This is a genomic window from Lysobacter sp. BMK333-48F3, assembly GCF_019733395.1.
Taxonomy (GTDB): domain Bacteria; phylum Pseudomonadota; class Gammaproteobacteria; order Xanthomonadales; family Xanthomonadaceae; genus Lysobacter.
Window position 1 is genome coordinate 1,402,621 of sequence record NZ_JAIHOO010000001.1, and the last position, 16,071, is coordinate 1,418,691.

At 71.3% G+C, this 16,071-nt stretch carries 12 protein-coding genes; 2 read left to right on the forward strand and 10 right to left on the reverse strand.

What is annotated here, in order from left to right:
* Positions 1 to 40: 40 nt before the first annotated feature.
* The 4 genes from K4L06_RS05925 to glyQ all read right to left on the reverse strand — a co-directional run bounded on the left by K4L06_RS05925 (position 41) and on the right by glyQ (position 9,302).
* On the reverse strand, positions 41 to 3,919 hold the full coding sequence (locus K4L06_RS05925) for a translocation/assembly module TamB domain-containing protein (protein WP_221670523.1): 3,879 nt from the start codon (positions 3,917 to 3,919) through the stop codon (positions 41 to 43).
* 29 nt (positions 3,920 to 3,948) lie between these two features.
* Positions 3,949 to 5,847, reverse strand: a complete 1,899-nt coding sequence (locus tag K4L06_RS05930) for an autotransporter assembly complex family protein (protein ID WP_255594994.1) — start codon at positions 5,845 to 5,847, stop codon at positions 3,949 to 3,951.
* 259 nt (positions 5,848 to 6,106) lie between these two features.
* Positions 6,107 to 8,218, reverse strand: coding sequence for a glycine--tRNA ligase subunit beta (glyS, locus tag K4L06_RS05935; protein WP_221670524.1), 2,112 nt, complete (start codon positions 8,216 to 8,218; stop codon positions 6,107 to 6,109).
* Positions 8,219 to 8,345: 127 nt separating this feature from the next.
* The gene (gene glyQ / locus K4L06_RS05940; RefSeq protein ID WP_221670525.1) at positions 8,346 to 9,302 is read right to left on the reverse strand and encodes a glycine--tRNA ligase subunit alpha; all 957 of its coding nucleotides are present in this window, start codon (positions 9,300 to 9,302) and stop codon (positions 8,346 to 8,348) included.
* A gap of 146 nt (positions 9,303 to 9,448) precedes the next feature.
* Between glyQ and K4L06_RS05945 the strand changes: the two genes are divergently transcribed.
* Positions 9,449 to 10,177 carry a glutamine amidotransferase gene (locus tag K4L06_RS05945; protein ID WP_221673533.1) on the forward strand — a complete coding sequence of 243 codons (729 nt, stop codon included), beginning with the start codon at positions 9,449 to 9,451 and terminating at the stop codon, positions 10,175 to 10,177.
* An 84-nt stretch (positions 10,178 to 10,261) separates the two neighbouring features.
* A complete protein-coding gene (locus tag K4L06_RS05950) occupies positions 10,262 to 11,191 on the forward strand; it encodes a BPSS1780 family membrane protein (protein ID WP_221670526.1) in 930 nt (309 codons plus the stop codon).
* A 149-nt stretch (positions 11,192 to 11,340) separates the two neighbouring features.
* Here K4L06_RS05950 and K4L06_RS05955 read toward each other — a convergent pair whose 3' ends face one another.
* From K4L06_RS05955 to K4L06_RS05980, 6 genes are all read right to left on the reverse strand, one after another.
* Positions 11,341 to 12,027, reverse strand: a complete 687-nt coding sequence (locus tag K4L06_RS05955; RefSeq protein WP_221670527.1) for an RDD family protein — start codon at positions 12,025 to 12,027, stop codon at positions 11,341 to 11,343.
* Positions 12,024 to 12,815 (reverse strand): twin-arginine translocase subunit TatC, encoded by a 792-nt coding sequence (gene tatC / locus K4L06_RS05960; protein WP_221670528.1) that lies wholly within the window; start codon positions 12,813 to 12,815, stop codon positions 12,024 to 12,026. Before tatC ends, K4L06_RS05955 begins: the two co-directional genes overlap by 4 nt.
* Entirely contained in the window at positions 12,802 to 13,305 is a 504-nt protein-coding gene (gene tatB / locus K4L06_RS05965) for a Sec-independent protein translocase protein TatB (protein WP_221670529.1), read from the reverse strand. The genes tatC and tatB overlap by 14 nt, the downstream gene beginning before the upstream one ends.
* Positions 13,306 to 13,347: 42 nt before the next feature.
* Complete coding sequence (gene tatA / locus K4L06_RS05970; protein ID WP_221670530.1) at positions 13,348 to 13,572, reverse strand: Sec-independent protein translocase subunit TatA; 225 nt, start codon at positions 13,570 to 13,572, stop codon at positions 13,348 to 13,350.
* 212 nt (positions 13,573 to 13,784) lie between these two features.
* Positions 13,785 to 14,663 (reverse strand): lipid-binding SYLF domain-containing protein, encoded by an 879-nt coding sequence (locus K4L06_RS05975; RefSeq protein ID WP_221673534.1) that lies wholly within the window; start codon positions 14,661 to 14,663, stop codon positions 13,785 to 13,787.
* A gap of 157 nt (positions 14,664 to 14,820) precedes the next feature.
* Entirely contained in the window at positions 14,821 to 15,813 is a 993-nt protein-coding gene (locus tag K4L06_RS05980) for a DUF4350 domain-containing protein (RefSeq protein ID WP_221670531.1), read from the reverse strand.
* Positions 15,814 to 16,071: the final 258 nt, after the last annotated feature.

A 16,071-nucleotide genomic window follows, 5' to 3' on the forward strand; every position in this document is an offset into this window, starting at 1 on the left:
GCAATCTCTTCCTTGACCGATCGCGATCGCGCGCGATGGGCTACTTTTCTTTGCGCCAATTGATCGAAGCCCGGTTCTCCAAGGTGCTCGACTCGATCTCGATGTCGAAGCCCTTGCGCAGCAGGTACTTCAGGGTCAGCACCTGGCCGGTGCCGAGCAACGACACGCCGTAGCCGACGTACAGGCGCGGCGACAGGTATTTGCCGACGCCGAGCACCGAACCGCCGAGGGCGCGGCTTTCCATCACTCCGGCGTCGTCGAGGCCAATCTTGGCGCCGAGCTGCGAGGCCAGCAGGCCGCCGCCGGCCGACAGCGCGGCGCTGGCGGCGTTGAGCTGCTTGCTCTCGTCGCCGGTGACCGAAGACAGCGGGCGGCCGAGGGCGAGGTAGGCCAGGGCTTCGGACTGCGAACTGGCCGGGTCGGACCAGACGTTGACCTGCGGCGAGCTGACCCGGCCGCTGATGTCGACGCCGGCGGTGACCGCGCCGACTTCGCGCTCGGCGCGGATGTCGAGGATCGGGTCGGACACCGGGCCGTTGTTCCAGATCAGGTTGCCACGGCTGATCTGCAGCTTCTGGCCGTAGGCGGTGTAGCGGCCTTCGACGTTGAGCGCGCCGCTGGCGGTCATCTCGCGGCCGGGGCGCGAACGCACCCGCATCTGCCCGCCGAGCTTGCCTTCCAGGCCGAAGCCGTTGAGCTTGACGTCGTCACCGACCGCCAGGGTCAGGTCGAGGTCGAGCGGCGAGCTGCCGGTGTCTTCCGGATCGACCGGATCGAGCACGACCACGTCCTCGGACACCGACACGCCCTGGTCCAGGCGCTCCAGGTCGATCCGCGCCGACGGGATGGTGACCTTGCCGGTGACGCTGAGCGGCTGCTTGGCCGCGTAGCGCACGGTCAGCTCGGGATTGGCCACCGCGCGCAGGTCGCGGGTGTCGGAGGCGAGCACGTTGGTGCCGCGCAGATTGAGCACCAGCGGCGTGTCCTCGCCCTGCCAGCCCAGGGTGCCGTCGACGTTGAGCGTGCCCTCGCCGGAACGCACGCTGCCGGCGATGCGCGCGCTGCCGTCCGGCTGCGCGTCCAGACGCACGTCGCCGTCCTGCAGCACGATCGCCAGCGACGGCACTTCGGTGCTGAACTGCGACAGCCGCGCCTGGCCGCCGAGCAAAGGTTGCGAGCGGGTGCCGGCCAGGCTGATCCGGCCTTCCAGCTTGCCCTTGGGCTCGACGATGTCGGGCGAGAACAGCTCGATCCAGGTGAGCTCGTCGGTGTCGACCGCGATCGCGCCCGACAGCGGCGCGTAGGCGTCCCAGCCGGTGGCCAGGTTGGCCTCGATCCGGCCGTCGTCGTTGAAGCCGGCCTTGAGTTCGGCGCGCAGCCGCTGCGGATCGAACTCGGCCTTCAGCGCGAGTTGGTTGTAGCGCAGCAACTCGCGCCGCGAGCGCTCGCTGAACTTGAGCCCGCCGCCGGCGGAAGTGACGTCGAACTGGCCGCGCCAGCCGTTGCCGAGCGGTCGCAGGCTGCCGTCGATGGCGATCTCGCCGCGCAGCAGCCACGGCCGCTTGTCGCTGCGTTCGGGCAGATAGGCCTGGGCCAGCAGCAGCGGCAGCCCCTGACCCTTGAGGTCGAGGCCGCGCCGCGGCCAGTCCGCGTTCGCGCACAGCGAGCCGCCGCTGCTCGAGGCCAGGCAGGCGTTGCTGAGCGCGCCGTTGCGGCCGTCCCAGCGGAACTGCGCGGGCTGCTGCAGACGCCACGAGGCGCCCTTGCTCGGCGTCAGCTGCAACGACGCCAGCGCGCCCTGCCAGGTCGCGCCGCGCTTGTCGGCGTGGCCGCCCAGATCGAGCGCGGCGACCTCGCTGCGCGCCTGCGCCTGCAGTTGCAGGGCTTCGATCGCGCCGCGCGCGTCGATGTTCAGCGACGACAGCGCCAGGCCGGCGTCGAGATCGCTGGCGCGCACGATCAGCTCGCCGCCGCGGCCGCGCCAGGGCAGCCGGCCCTTGGCGCTGACGCTGGCGGCGCGGTAATCGCCGTACCTGAGCCCGCTGCCGCTGAGGTCGGCGTCGATGTCCGGCGCATCGGCCGCGCCCTTGAGCTTGAGCGTGCCGCTGAGGCTGCCCGCGGCGCCCGGCAGCAGATCGTTCAACTGCAGCGGCGCCAGCTTGGCGTCGACGTCGATGGCCTGGGCGTACTTGCCCTTGGCGTCGATGCGGCTGCCGCCGAGGGTCAGGGCGACCTCGCCTTCGTAGGCGTCGCCGGTCTTGCCGCTGGCCGCGCCGTGCATGGCGAAGCGGCCGCGGCCGCCGAGCGGGCGGTCGCGCAGACGGCCGCCAAGGCGCTCGGCGCTGGCCTGGATCTCCAGGCCGCCGTCGGCGCGGGTGCTGCCGGTGCTGGCCAGCTGGCCGTCGACCGCGCCCTTGAACTCGGGCGCGAAGTAGCCCGGATCGAAACCGGACAGAGTGGCCTTGGCGTCCCAGCGCAGCGACGGCGCCCAGGCCACGTCGCCGCTGGCGTCGAGGCGGCCGGTCGGCATCCGCGCCTTGAGCGACTTCAGGGTCATGCGCTGGTCGTCGCCGCGGCCGTCGAACTCGACCGTCGCCGCCTGCTGGTCGCGCACCAGCTTGGCGGTGCCGATCGCCGCCCACTGCTTGACCGTGCCGGCGAAGCCCAGGTCGGCGGTTTCCAGGGTCACCGCCGGCGTCGCCGGCGCGGCGACCGCCTTGGCGGGCTTGCCGACCGTGGCCAGGGTGGTCGGCGCGGCCTGGCCGCCCCAGGTCAGGCCGCGGGCGTTGACCGCGAACTTGAACAGGCCGTTGTCGGCGTCGCGGAAGTCGGCGCGGCCGCGCAAGGTCGCGGTGCCATCGAACAGGCGCAGCGCCAGCGGTTGCACGTCCAGCACCTGGTCCTTCAGCGACACCTTCGACGGCAACACCTCGATCGCCAGATCGCCCTGGCGGAACTCGCCGTGCAACTCGGCATCGCCGCCGACGCCTTCGGCATCGAAGCGCAGCGCCATCGGCGCGTCGCTGGGCGCGGCGTCGGGCGAGGTCAGCAGGCCGATGTCGAGCGCCTCGCTGCGCGCCTGCAGCCGCCAGCGCGGATCGTCCTTGCCGCGCAGGGTCAGGGTCGCGCGCACCGGGCCCGGCGCGGCGCCGGCCAGGGCCACGTCCATGCGCGCCAGATCGCCGCGCGCGACCAGGCCCAGGCGCGGCGGCGTGCGACCGAAGCCGGCCGGCAGCACCGCGGTGGCGACCAGGTCGGTCTTGAAGTCTTTATGCGGCTCGTACTGCCCGTGCAGGGTGAAGCGGCCGCGATCGGTATCGGCGTCGAGCTTCTCCACCCGCAGGCGACCGGACTGCGCGTCCAGCCCGGCGCGCAGGCGGCGCACGTCGACCAGCGGCTTGCCTTCCTGGCTGAGCTTGAAGCCATCGACCTGCACGTCGTCGGCCTGCAGCGCCAGCGGCGGTTCGATCTGCGGCAGCACCTCCGGCCAGCGCGGCAGTTCGAACGGTTCCTCGCTCTTGGCCAGGTCCAAGGTCGCCCGCTCGACCTGCAGCGCGTCCAGGCGCAGCTTGCGGCCGAGCAGCGGACGCAAGGCCGGATCGACGTAGATGCGTTCGGCGGTGAACACCGTGCCGTGGTAACTGAAACGCACCCCGCGCAGGGTCAGCGGCCCCGACATCGGGCCTTCGGCGCTGCGCCAGGTAAAGCTGGAATCGGTCGGCAGGCGGGCCACGATCTGGCGCAACAGCAAATCGCGGCCGGCGATGGTGGCGATCAGCCAGTACACCGCGAACGCGAACAGCAAGGTCAGCGCGGCGGCGACGAAGCTGCTGCGCCAGGCCCAGCGCTTGGCCGCCGCGCGCCGGCGCTGGCGCCGCTCGATCAGCAGTTGCTCCGGAGTTTTCGCCGTCTCGCTCATGTCGTTGCGGATACGTCCTTGGGTCCGGGTCAGAACTCGGCGCCGATGTTGAGGTAGATCTGGAAGTTCGAATCCGGATCGTCGAGGCCGCGCGCGATGTCGATGCGCAGCGGGCCGACCGGCGAGCGCCAGCGCAGGCCGATGCCGACGCCGGTGCGCATGTCGGGCGTGTCGTCGAAGGCGCTGCCGCTGTCGACGAACACCGCGCCGCCCCAGCTGTCGTTGAAGTACTGCTCGTACTCGACGCTGCCGGTGACCACGTTCTTGGCGCCCAGCGCGAAGGCCTTGCGGTCCGGCCCGGCGGGGATGCGCGGGCCGACTTCGCGCCATTCGTAGCCGCGCACGCTGCGGTCGCCGCCGGCGTAGAAGCGCAGGCTCGGCGGCAGGTCGACCAGGGCATTGGTGAAGGTGTGGCCGAGCTCGCCGCGCACGATCAGCCGGCTGCGCTCGGCCAGGCCCTTGTACCAGCGCGCGGTGACGTGGGCCTGGATGAAGTTGGCGTCGGAGCCGACGCCTTCCAGGCCGCCGCGGATCATGCCGGTGGCGCCGATGCCGTTGCGCGGATAGAGACGGTCGTCGGCGTCGATGTACTCGGCGCGCAGCGAGGGATACAGGAAGGTCGCGGTGCGGTAGTCGACCGGCGTGGTCGGATCGTCGTCGTCCTCGTCGGCGTAGGCCCAGCGCTCGCGCAGGCCGTGCAGCGAAGCGGTCGCGGTCCAGTGCTGGTTGATCTTGCCGCTGCGGCTGGCGACCAGTTCGATCCGGCGGGTGTCGATGTAGTCGGTCTGCTCGTCCGAGCCCTGCAGGCTGAAGGTGTACCAGCCGTCGACCCAGGCGAAGGCCGGGATGCGGTACTGCAGGGTCGCGGTCTTGCGCCGTTGCGCGTAGTCCACCTGGGCCAGGGCCTTGTGGCCGCGGTCGTTGAGGTAGCGCCGTTCCAGGCCCAGGCGCACGCCGGCGCCGCTATCGGTGCCGTAGCTCAAACCGGCGGTGTAGATGCTGCGCTTGGCCGGGGTCAGCACGACCTTGACCGGCACCTGGCCGTCGACCGCGTTCTCCGGCTGCGGTTCGATGTCGATGCTGGAGAAGTAATCCAGCCGCGCCAGCGATTCGCGGAAGCGGTCGAGCTTGCCTTGGTGGTAGTAGCTGCCCTGCTCCCAGTACACCAGGCGCTGCAGCAGGCTGTCGCGGATGATCCGCTTGGGCGTCTGCTCGAAGCTGATCGGGCCCATGTCGTAGCGCTGGCCGCTGGTCCAGACCAGGTCGATGTCGGCGGCGTTCTGGGCCCGGGTGACTTCCACCCGGCGCGAAGAGAAATCCGCATCGAAGTAGCCGCGCTCGGCCAGGCGGCGGCTGATCTTGGTCTTGCTGGCCTCGTACAGCTCGTGGTTGAAGACCTGCTCGGGGCCGGGGCGGAACGCGGCCAGGTCCTGGTTCAGATAGCGGTCGTCGCTGCCGGCGCCGAGGATGGCGATGTCGGAGCGGCGCACCTTGACCGGCTCGCCCTTGTCGACGGTGATCACCACCGACACCGGCGTGCTGGACGGGGCCCGCTCCGCGGCCGGTTCCGGCGCGGCCGCGGCATCGGCGGCTGCGGCTTCGCGTTCGGTCTCGGCGTCGCCGGCCTGCGATTCGCTGCGCCGGCGATTGCCGCGCGAATCTTCGACGGTGATGGTCGGCGAGTAGTAGCCGAACGGCTCCAGCGCCTCGCGCGCCTCGTCCTCGGCCTCACGCAGCAGATAGCCCAGGCGGCGGCCGGACACGGTCTTGCCGATCGCGTCGACCAGCGACAGCGAGACGCGCACGTTCTGGGTCATGGCCTCGTCGAGGCCGCGGATCTCGACCTTTTCCACCTTCGCCGCCTGCGCCGCGCCGACGGATGCGAAACACAGGGCGGCGGCGAGGATCAGGCGGGAGGTCGGGGGCATGCGTCAGATTAACCGGCAACGGCTTGTATTGCCTGAGGATTTTTCCGGGCAGTTTGCAGCCTGCGGCGTGCGTCCGCGTTAAGGGCACGTGAGGCCAACGCGCTTTGTCGAAGCAAACGCCGCATCTGCGCCAGCTGTGACGGTCGCTGCGAACGCAGCAACGTCCGCGGGCCGCGCGGCGATCGCTCGCAGCGCGGTCGCGGCTTGCGACCGCAGGAAATACCCGTGGTAAGCCGCTCCCAGCCGGGAGCGGCGGGGTTCAGATCGACAGGTGTTCGATCGCGGCGACGCTGCCGAGGCGGTCGGACAGGCGCTTGAGCAGGGCCAGGCGGTTGTTGCGCACCGCCGCGTCGTCGACGTTGACCATGACCTTGTCGAAGAAGGCGTCGACCTGCGGCCGCAACCGGGCCAGGCGGCCGAGCACGGCGACGTAGTCGCGCTGGGCCAGCAGCGGATCGGTGTCCGCCACCGCGGCATCGACCGCTTCGGCCAGTTCGCGCTCGGCCGGCTCGGCGAACAGCGCCGCATCGATGGCTTCGGGCAGTTCGCCCTCGACCTTCTTGAGGATGTTGCGGCTGCGCTTGTTGGCCGCGGCCAGGGCCTCGGCTTCGGGCAGCTTGGCGAATTCGGCGATGGCGTTCAGGCGCGAATCGAAGTCGGCCAGCGAAGCCGGACGCAGGCTGGCGACCGATTCGAACTGCTGCACCGGCACCGAACGGTCGGCGTAATAGCTGCGCAGGCGGTCGAGGATGAAGTCGTAGATTTCGTTCGATCGCTCGTCCAGGCCGGCGAAGACCTGTTCCTTCGACTTGGTGGCCAATTCGCGTTCGCCGATCAGGCCGACCGCCGAGGCCAGGTACACCGGCAGGTCCAGGTCGGTGTTCGATTCGATGATCGTGCGCGCCAGGCCCAGCGCGTTGCGGCGCAGGCTGAAGGGATCCTTGTTGCCGGTCGGCTTCAGGCCCGCGGCGAAGCCGCCGGCCAGGGTGTCCAGGCGCTCGGCGATGGCCACCACCCGGCCCAGCTTCGACGGCGCGATCGCGTCGCCGGCGAAACGCGGCATGTAGGCCTCGTCGATCGCGTCGGCGACGTCGGCGCTCTGGCCGGCGGCGCGGGCGTAATAGCGGCCGGCGATGCCCTGCAGCTCCGGAAATTCGTTGACCATGCGCGACTGCAGGTCGTTCTTGGACAGCGACGCCGCGGCCTTGGCCGCATCGGCGTCGGCGCCGACCTGGCGGGCGATCGACTGCGCCAGCACGGTCACCCGCTCGACCTTGTCGGCCACGCTGCCCAGCTTGTCCTGGTACTTGACCGTCTTCAGGCCCTCGCCCATCGCGGCCAGGCCCTGCTTGAGGTCCTCGTCGTAGAAGAACTTGGCGTCGGCGAAGCGCGGTCGGATCACCCGCTCGTAGCCCTTGCGCACTTCGTTCTCGTCGCGGCTGGCGATGTTGGCGACGCCGACGAAGCGCTCGGTCAGATGGCCTTCGCCGTCGAGCACCGGGAAGAACTTCTGGTTGGCCTCCATGGTCGCGATCAGCGCTTCCTGCGGCACGCGCAGGAACTCGCGCTCGAACCCGCAGGCGATCGCCACGGGCCACTCGGTCAGGCCGTTGACCTCTTCCAGGATGCCTGGGTCGATGCGGGCCACGCCGCCGGCGCCGCGCGCGGCCTGCTCGACCTCGCGCACGATGCGCTCGCGGCGCTCGTCCGGATCGACCAGCACCTGCGCGCTGCGCAGCGATTCGACGTAGTCGCCCGGCTCGCTGAACCACACCGGCTTGTCGTGCATGAAACGGTGGCCGCGGCTCATCCGGTCGCTGGCGATGCCCAGCACCTGCGCCGGCACCACCTCCTTGCCGAACAGCAGCACCAACCAGTGCGCCGGACGGGCGAAGCCGTAGTCGTGATCGCCCCAGCGCATCGGCTTGGGAATCGGCATCGCCGCCAGCGCCTCGCGCACGATCTCCGGCAGCAGGCTGGCGGTGTCGGCGCCGGGCTTGACCGCGCGGTGGACGAAGCGCTCGCCCTTGGCGTCGCTGGTGCGCTCCAGCGCGGTCCAGTCGATCCCGGCCTTGGCGGCGAAGCCCTGCAGCGCCTTGGTCGGCTGGCCGTCGGCGTCGAGGGCGATGTTGAGGTAGGGGCCGAGCACTTCGCTCTTCTGTTCCGGCTGCTGCGCCTGCACCGCGCGCAGCTGCACGGCCAGGCGGCGCGGGGTGTACAGCGGCTTGGCGCCGTCGCGGTCGAAGCCGATGCCGCGCTTGTGCAGGCCGTCGAGGACGCCGTCGAAGAAGGCCTGGGCCAGGCCCGGCAGCGCCTTGACGGGCAGTTCCTCGGTGCCGAGTTCGATCAGAAGAGGTTGGGTCGTGCTCATGCGGTGGCCTTTGCGGTGTCGCCGCGCGTCCTGCGGACGGCGCCGGAAATTTTCTGGGTGTTTCGTGCGGGGCGGGATGCCCTCACCCCCACCCCTCTCCCGCAGGCGGGAGAGGGGCCATGAGGAGTCAGGCGGCGGCCTTGGGCTGCTTGAGGCCCGGGAAACCGAGCTTCTCGCGCTGCGCGTGATAGGCCTCGGCCACGCCCTGGGCGATCTTGCGCACGCGCAGGATGTAGCGCTGGCGCTCGGTCACGCTGATCGCGCGGCGCGCATCGAGCAGGTTGAAGCTGTGGCTGGCCTTGCACACCTGGTCGTAGGCCGGCAGCGGCAGGCCGAGTTCGATCAGCTTCGCGGCTTCCTTTTCGCAGGCGTCGAAGCGATGGAACAGCTCGGCCACGTCGGCGTGCTCGAAGTTGTAGGCGCTCTGCTCGACTTCGTTCTGGTGATAGACGTCGCCGTAGGTCACCGCCGTGCCGTCCGGGCCGTAGGTCCAGACCAGGTCGTAGACGTTGTCGACGTTCTGCAGGTACATGCACAGGCGCTCGAGACCGTAGGTGATCTCGCCGAGCACCGGCTTGCACTCCAGGCCACCGGCCTGCTGGAAGTAGGTGAACTGGGTGACTTCCATGCCGTTGAGCCAGACTTCCCAGCCCAGGCCCCAGGCGCCCAGGGTCGGCGACTCCCAGTTGTCCTCGACCAGGCGCAGGTCGTGCACGCGCGGGTCGACGCCGAGCGCCTTGAGCGAGTCGAAGTACAGCTCGACGATGTTGTCGGGGCTGGGCTTCATCGCCACCTGGTACTGGTAGTAGCGCTGCAGGCGGTTGGGGTTTTCGCCGTAGCGGCCGTCGGTGGGACGGCGGCTGGGCTGGACGTAGGCGGCGTTCCACGGTTCCGGGCCCAGCGCGCGCAGGAAGGTCGCCGGGTGGAAGGTGCCGGCGCCGACTTCCAGGTCCAGCGGCTGGATCAGCACGCAGCCCTGCTCGGCCCAGTAGGCGTTCAGGCGCTGGATCATGGCCTGGAAAGTCAGGCCTTGGGGGGTCGGGCCCTGGCCCTGAACCGGGGTCGGTGCGTCGCTGGCGTCCATGGTCTCATCGCAGTGCAGCAAAGCGGGTTAGTATACGGCGAGGCCCGCCGGGCGGGCCCGCGCGCCTGTCAATAGCGGGCTGCAGTCGGGCTTCCGGATCGGCGGTCCGGCCCGGATTTCGCAGCGTCTCCCCCACTCGCCGCCCGATCGTGAACCCGCCTTTCCTGATCCTCGAGACCGGCCAGCCGGTCGCCTCCATGCGCCGCCACCGCGGCTTTCCGCACTGGATCCGCGTCGCCGCCGGCCTGAGCCGCGACGAGGCGGTGGTGGTCAATGTCGAACACGGCGAACCCCTGCCCAGCCGCGAAGGCTTCGCCGGCGCGATCGTCACCGGTTCCGGCGCGATGGTCACCGACCGCGCCGAGTGGAGCGAACGCAGCGCGCAATGGCTGCGCGAGGCCGCGCATGCGCGGCTGCCGCTGTTCGGCATCTGCTACGGCCACCAACTGCTGGCGCATGCGCTGGGCGGCGAGGTCGGCAACCACCCGGGCGGGCGCGAGATGGGCACGATCGCGCTGGAGCTGCACCCCAGCGCCGGCGAGGATCCCTTGTTCGGCGGCCTGCCGGCGCAGTTCCCGGCCCAGGCCACCCACCTGCAGACCGTGCTGCGCGCGCCCGAAGGCGCGACCGTGCTGGCGCGCTCGGCGCACGACGCCTGCCATGCCTTCCGCTGGGGCGAACGCGCCTGGGGCGTGCAGTTCCATCCCGAATTCAGCGCCGGCCACATGCGCGGCTACGTGCGTGCGCGCCAGGACGCTCTGCGCAACGAGGGCCACTGCCCGAAGTCGATCGCCGGCGCGGTCAGCGCGACCCCGCATGCGCGCCGCGTGCTGCGCCGCTTCGTCGGCCACGCCCGCGACCTGCACGGTCGCTGAGCCCGCCGTGTCCTGCGTCTTTGCGCGCGCCCCGGCCGGGGCGCGCTCCGCCAACCGAGGGGCCCCCGCCCCGGGATCGAACCGATGACCCAACCGATACGCAAGGTGCCGCTGAGCCACGGCGTGCAATGGCTGCTCCGCGCGGTCAATCTGGGCAGCCGCAACCCGCGCGCGATCTTCGGCGCCGCGGTGCTGTTCATGGGCGTGCTGTACCTGCTCGCGGTGCTGCTGGCGACGCCGGCGCGCAGCCTGGCCGGCGGCGCCAATCCGGACATGAGCAGCGTCGCCACCGCGTTGATCCCGATGTTCGTGCTGTTGGTGCTGGCCTTGCCGGTGCTGCTGGCCGGGCTGATGCACGTGATCCGCGAAGCCGAGGCCGGGCGCCCGACCCGCGCCCGCGACCTGTTCGCGCCGCTGCGCCAGCACAAGCTCAGCGCCCTGGCCGGACTGGGCCTGATCCAGATCGCCCTGACCCTGGTCAGCGGCGCGCTGGTGGTGTGGCTGGCCGGCCAGGACTACTGGTCGCAGTACCTGGAGATGCTGCGCGCCGCGCTCAGCGGCCAGGCGGTGAAGCCGCCGGAGCCCGAGCACCCGGGTCTGATGATGCTGGTGCAGTTGCTGTCGAACTACTTCACCAACGCGATGCTGCTGATCGCGGTGCCGCTGATCATGTTCTCCGGCCTGGGCCTGTCGGAGGCGGTCAAGCGCAGCCTCGGCGCCTCGCTGTGGAACCTCGGCGCCTACCTGCTGGCGGCGATGCTGTTCATGGCCGCGGTGATGATCTCCGGCCTGATCGTCGCGGTGGTGGCGGTGATCGCGAACCAGATCGGCTCGCTGCTGCATCCGGCGGTGGGCTCGCTGCTGACGATGGTGCTGCTGATCGCCTACGGCGCGACCGTGCTGGTGGTGCTGTGCGGCACCTGCTATTTCGCCTGGCGCGACGTGTTCGGCCACGAGGCCGATGCCGCCGCCGCGCCCGTATCGACGCCGCGTCCGGGGCAGTTCGAGGCCTGACGACAGGCTGCCATGGCGCCGCTTCTGTAGCAGCGGCGTGAGCCGCGACGCGCTGCGGCCGGTCGCGTCGTAATCGCGAAGTCGCGGTCGCGGCTCACGCCGCTCCTACAAGGGCGGCATCGCCGCTCTTGTCAATCACGAATCACGAATCACAGCATGCCGGGGTCCAGCGCGGCCTGCAGCGCCGCCTGGAAGCTCCAGCTCAGCCACGCCGTGGCCGCCAACGCGCCGAGCAACTGCAGACCGATCCAGGCCCAGGCCCAGACCGGCATGCCGCGCTCGTCGCTGCGCTCCACGCGCGCGCCGGCCAGGCGGTCGTGCAGAGCGCGTTGCTCGGGCTTGGCCACGGCGACCAGGTGGCCGACGTTGAGCGTCAGCCAGGACAGGCTGCCGGCGAAATAACGCAGCGCCGCGCGGCCGGCGCCGAGCCGGCCGCCATCGGCCGCGACCACGCGCAGGCCCAGCGCACGCTTGCCCGGCGTCGTCTGCCACGGGCTGGCGACGCCGCCGACCTCGACCAACGCGCCGAGCGCGACATAGGCCAGCAGCCAGCCCAGCACCAGGGCGCCGAGCGCCGCGCCGACCTGGCCGAGCGCGGCGTGCAGCGCCGGGTCGGCCATCAGGCGCCGGGCGAAACCGGCGAAGTTCAGATCGGCCAGGGCCGAGTCGGCCATCACCTCGGCGGCGCGGCGGCCGATCGCCGCCTGTCCCTCGCGCATCGCCTGCAGGCGCTCGACCCACCACGGCGCGCCGAGCGCGCTGACCGCGGCGGCGACGACGGCCGCATCCAGCGACCAGGCCGCGTAGCGCGGCCAGAATCCGGCCGGCGCGGTCATGGGCCGGAGGCGTCGCCGGTCTCGGTCCGGTCGCGGTCGGAAGCGACCCACTTGGAGGCGATGATGCCCAACTCGTACAGCACGCACATCGGAATCGCCAGCATCAGCTGCGAGACCACGTCGGGCGGGGTGATCACCGCGGCGATGATGAAGATGCCGACCACCGCGTAGCCGCGGCCTTCCTTGAGCTGGGCCGGGGTCACCCAGCCGAGCAGGGACAGGATCACCAGCGCCACCGGCACTTCGAAGCTGATGCCGAAGGCCAGGAACAGGATCAGGACGAAGTCCAGGTAGGCGTTGATGTCGGTCATCATCGCCACCCCGGCCGGGGTGACCTTGACCAGGAAGCCGAACACCGACGGCAACACCAGGAAGAACGCGAACGCGCAGCCGATGTAGAACAGCGACAGCGCCGAGGCCAGCAACGGCAGGGCCAGGCGCTTCTCGCGCTTGTACAGCCCCGGCGCGACGAAGGCCCAGGCCTGGTACAGCAGCCACGGCATGGTGATCATCAGCGCGGCGAAGAAGGCCAGCTTGATCGGCGCCGAGAACGGCGAGGCGACCTCGACCGCGATCAGCTGGCTGCCGGCCGGCAGCTTGGCCAGCAGCGGCGTGGCCAGGTAGTGGTAGAGCTTGTTGGCGAACGGCAGCAGGCCCAGGAACACCACGATCAGGCCGACCACGCCGCGCAGCAAACGCGCGCGCAGTTCGATCAGGTGGTCGAGCAGGCGCGGTTCGGCCGTCGCGTCGCCGGCGTCGCCGTGCGGCGGAAGGTCAGCGTCGCTCATCGTTGGAAGTCGGGCTCGGGCTGCGGGGGCGGTAGTCGGGCAAGGCGGCGCCGGCGTGGCCGTGATCGACCGGATCGGGCGCTTGCGCGTCGTCGATCGGCAGCGGCGCCTCGGCGGGCGGTTCGGCCGCCGGTTCCGCCGCGGTTGCGCCGGCCTGGGCGGGCGGAACTTCCTCCGCCGGGCCCTGCGCGCCGGCCGGCGCGGCGATCCGGCGGTTGAGTTCGTCGACCTCGTTGCGCATCGCCTGGCCGCTGTCGCGCAGCTGGGCCTGGGCGTCGCGCAGGTCGGACTGGGCCTGGCGCAGGCTGCGCTTGAGCTCTTCGTCGGCGAGCTCGTTCTCGAGCTCGGACTTGACCGAATACCACTGCGCGCGCGCGCGCCGCACCCACAGGCCGGCGAAGCGCGCGGCCTTGGGCAGGCGCTCGGGTCCGAGCACGATCAGGGCCACGATCGCGATTACGAAGACTTCAGAGAAGCCTATGTCGAACATGCGGTAAAGCCGGGCGGGGGCGGAGGCGTCTGCGCCGCGGCGTCAGCGCGGGGTGTGCTCGTCGTTGCGCGAGGCGGCGTTGCTGTCGTTGCGACGGCTCTCGTCGCCGAGCTGGGCCGAGGGCTTGTCCTCGTCCTGCATGCCTTTCTTGAAGCCCTTGACGGCTTCGCCGACGTCTTTGCCGATGTTGCCCAGGCGTTTGGTGCCGAACACGAGAACGACGATCAGCAGGACGACGACCCAGTGAATCCAACTCATGCTGCCCATGGCGGTGTCCTGTAGGAACCTGTAGATGAACCGGGGTGAGGGCGCGCTAGGCCTGGAACCGGCGGCTCGGTGACCGGGCCGCGGCCGGGCGATCGCTGCGCACGACCCGGGAGTCCGAGGATACCGCAACCTCGGCGACAGGACAGGGCGCGCGCAACGCCGAATTGCAGGGTTTTCGTTGCAATAGGTCGTCAGTCACGCCCGGGCGCGGTTCAGGGCAGCGGTTCGACCTTGGCCGGGTTGGCCGGCACGGTTTCGAACGGCTGCGGCTGGCCCGGCTCGGCGGGCTGCGCCGGCTGGGCCGGAGCCAGGCGTTCGCGCGCCGGCGCGCGCGGCGCGGCGCCGGCTTCGGGATAGACCGTGGCGCCGAGCGCCGGACGCTGGTCTTCGGCGCTGCGGTTGGCGCGCGCGGTGGCGCTGGCCTCTTCCAGGCGATCGCGGAAGTCCACCACCGCGGTCGAGGGCTGCCCGGCCGCGCGGCCTTCGAAGATCATCCGCGGCGTGCTGCCTTCGCCGTACGCGGCCTGGTTGGCGGCGTCGTCGATCGACAGCGCGGCGCCGTCGAGGGCGATGCCGGCGAACAGGCCGCGCGCGCGCGACCACGACCAGATTTCGGCCTTGAGCTGGCCGTCGGTGGCCGCCGCGGCGGTGCGCCCGACCGGGCCGGCGGCGACGCTGGCGTCGGCGCCGAGGGTGACCTTGCCGTTGACGATCGAATCCAGGCCGCGCGCGCCGCGGAACACCAGCACGATGTCGGAGGACTGCACGCCGGCCTGGAAGCCGAAGCTGCCGCCGGTGAGCTTGACGAAGCTGGGGTTGGACCAGGTGCCGTCGGGGTTCTTGACCGAGACCAGGCCATGGCCGCGACGGCCGCCGACCACCAGGCCGATCTTCAGCGTGTCGGGCACCACGACTATCGCGCGTGCCTCGTCGAACAGCTTGTCGGGGATCGAGGACTCGGGAATCTGCTGGATGTCGGCGAGCACGCGCACCGCATCGCGGGCGCGCTGGTCCTCCGTCTCGCCGGCGACGGCGGCGGTGGCGGCGAGCCCCAGGCTCAGGGCGAGGCTCAGACTCAGGGCGCGGGGCAGCGGACGGGACATGGCGGACTCCGGCGTGGCGTAGGAAACCTACGAAGTAAAGAAAACGGAAACGGCCGCCGCGAAGGCGAACCGCGCACGGCGCCCATGGTAAGCAAGGACGCCGCTTCCGGCATCGGCCTGAGGCTAGCGGCGCGGCGATGAATCGCTACGGAACTGCGCCGCCGGCGGCGCGCGGCGCATCCAGCCGCCCCGACAGCCAGTGCGCGATATTGAGCGCGAGCTGATGATTGCGTTCCGCATCGGGCGCGTTCATGCCCATCGGCGCGCCCTGCGCGCCTTGCCGTTGCGCGCTGAACATCGCCGCTTCGCCGAAGAACGCGGCCCGGCCGCGACCGACCCGCAGCAGCGCGCCCTGCGACCAGCCGCCGACGCCGATCCGCGGCGTGTCGGCGCCGAATCGCCAGGGCTTGGCCGGCTGCAGCGACACGTAGCCCGGCGGCAGGGTCAACACCGGCTCGGCGCGCGGCGGCAGGCGGAAGGCCTGGCCGGTAAAGCTGCGCACCTGTTCGACCGCCTCGCCGGGCGCGCCGCCGCGGGTCACCGCGTGCGCGGCCAGGCTGCCGTCGCCGCGCCGGAACACGGTCGGCCGGGCGAACAGTTGCGCGCGCCGTCGCGGATCGGCGTCGAAGCCCGGCATCGCGAAGCCGTCGAGGAACTCGATCCCGAACGCGCGCGCCAACCCGGCGGCGGCGCCGGCCAGCGGCATGTGGTCGGCGATCAGCCACAAGCGGCCGCCGCCTTCGACCCAACGCCGCGTCGCGCGCACTTCCTCGGCATCGAACGCCGAGGGCGTCGGCGAGGGATAGTCGTTCCAGTCCGCGTCGCCGGGCTGGGCGTTGGCGATCACCAGGATCGAGCACGCCTCCAGCGTCGTCGCGCTCAGGCGCGCGCGCAGCGGCCGCACCGCATAGCCGTCGCGGCGCAGCAGCTCGCCGAAGCTCCAGTAGCGGCCGTCGAGGGTGTGGAAATTGTGATGGCCCTCGTCCAGGCACAGGCTCGGACCGGTGCCGGCGGGATAGGCCGGTCGCGCGATCGGCGGGCGGTAGTCGCGGTCGGGCAGCTGCTGGGCCGCGGCCGGCGATGCGGCGGCGAGGAGCCAGGCGAGGAAGAACAAGGCGGACGGACGGCAGCGGCTCACGCGGGCTCCAGGGCAAAGGGCGGGACCGGCAAGGCCGGACCGGATCGGCACAGACGGCGAACGCGCGGCGGGCGCTGGCGGTGTACAGGATGGTCGCCGGCGCGGCGCCGGACTGTGGCGGCGGTCGCGCCATCGCCGCCGTCGCTGCGACGCAGCGTTGCCGGGCGAATCGGAGTGCGTACGCGGAATTCGCCGCCGCGGCGGCCGCGCCTATCGCTGCGATCGAAACATTCGATCCGGCAAAGATTCCGTGGCCGC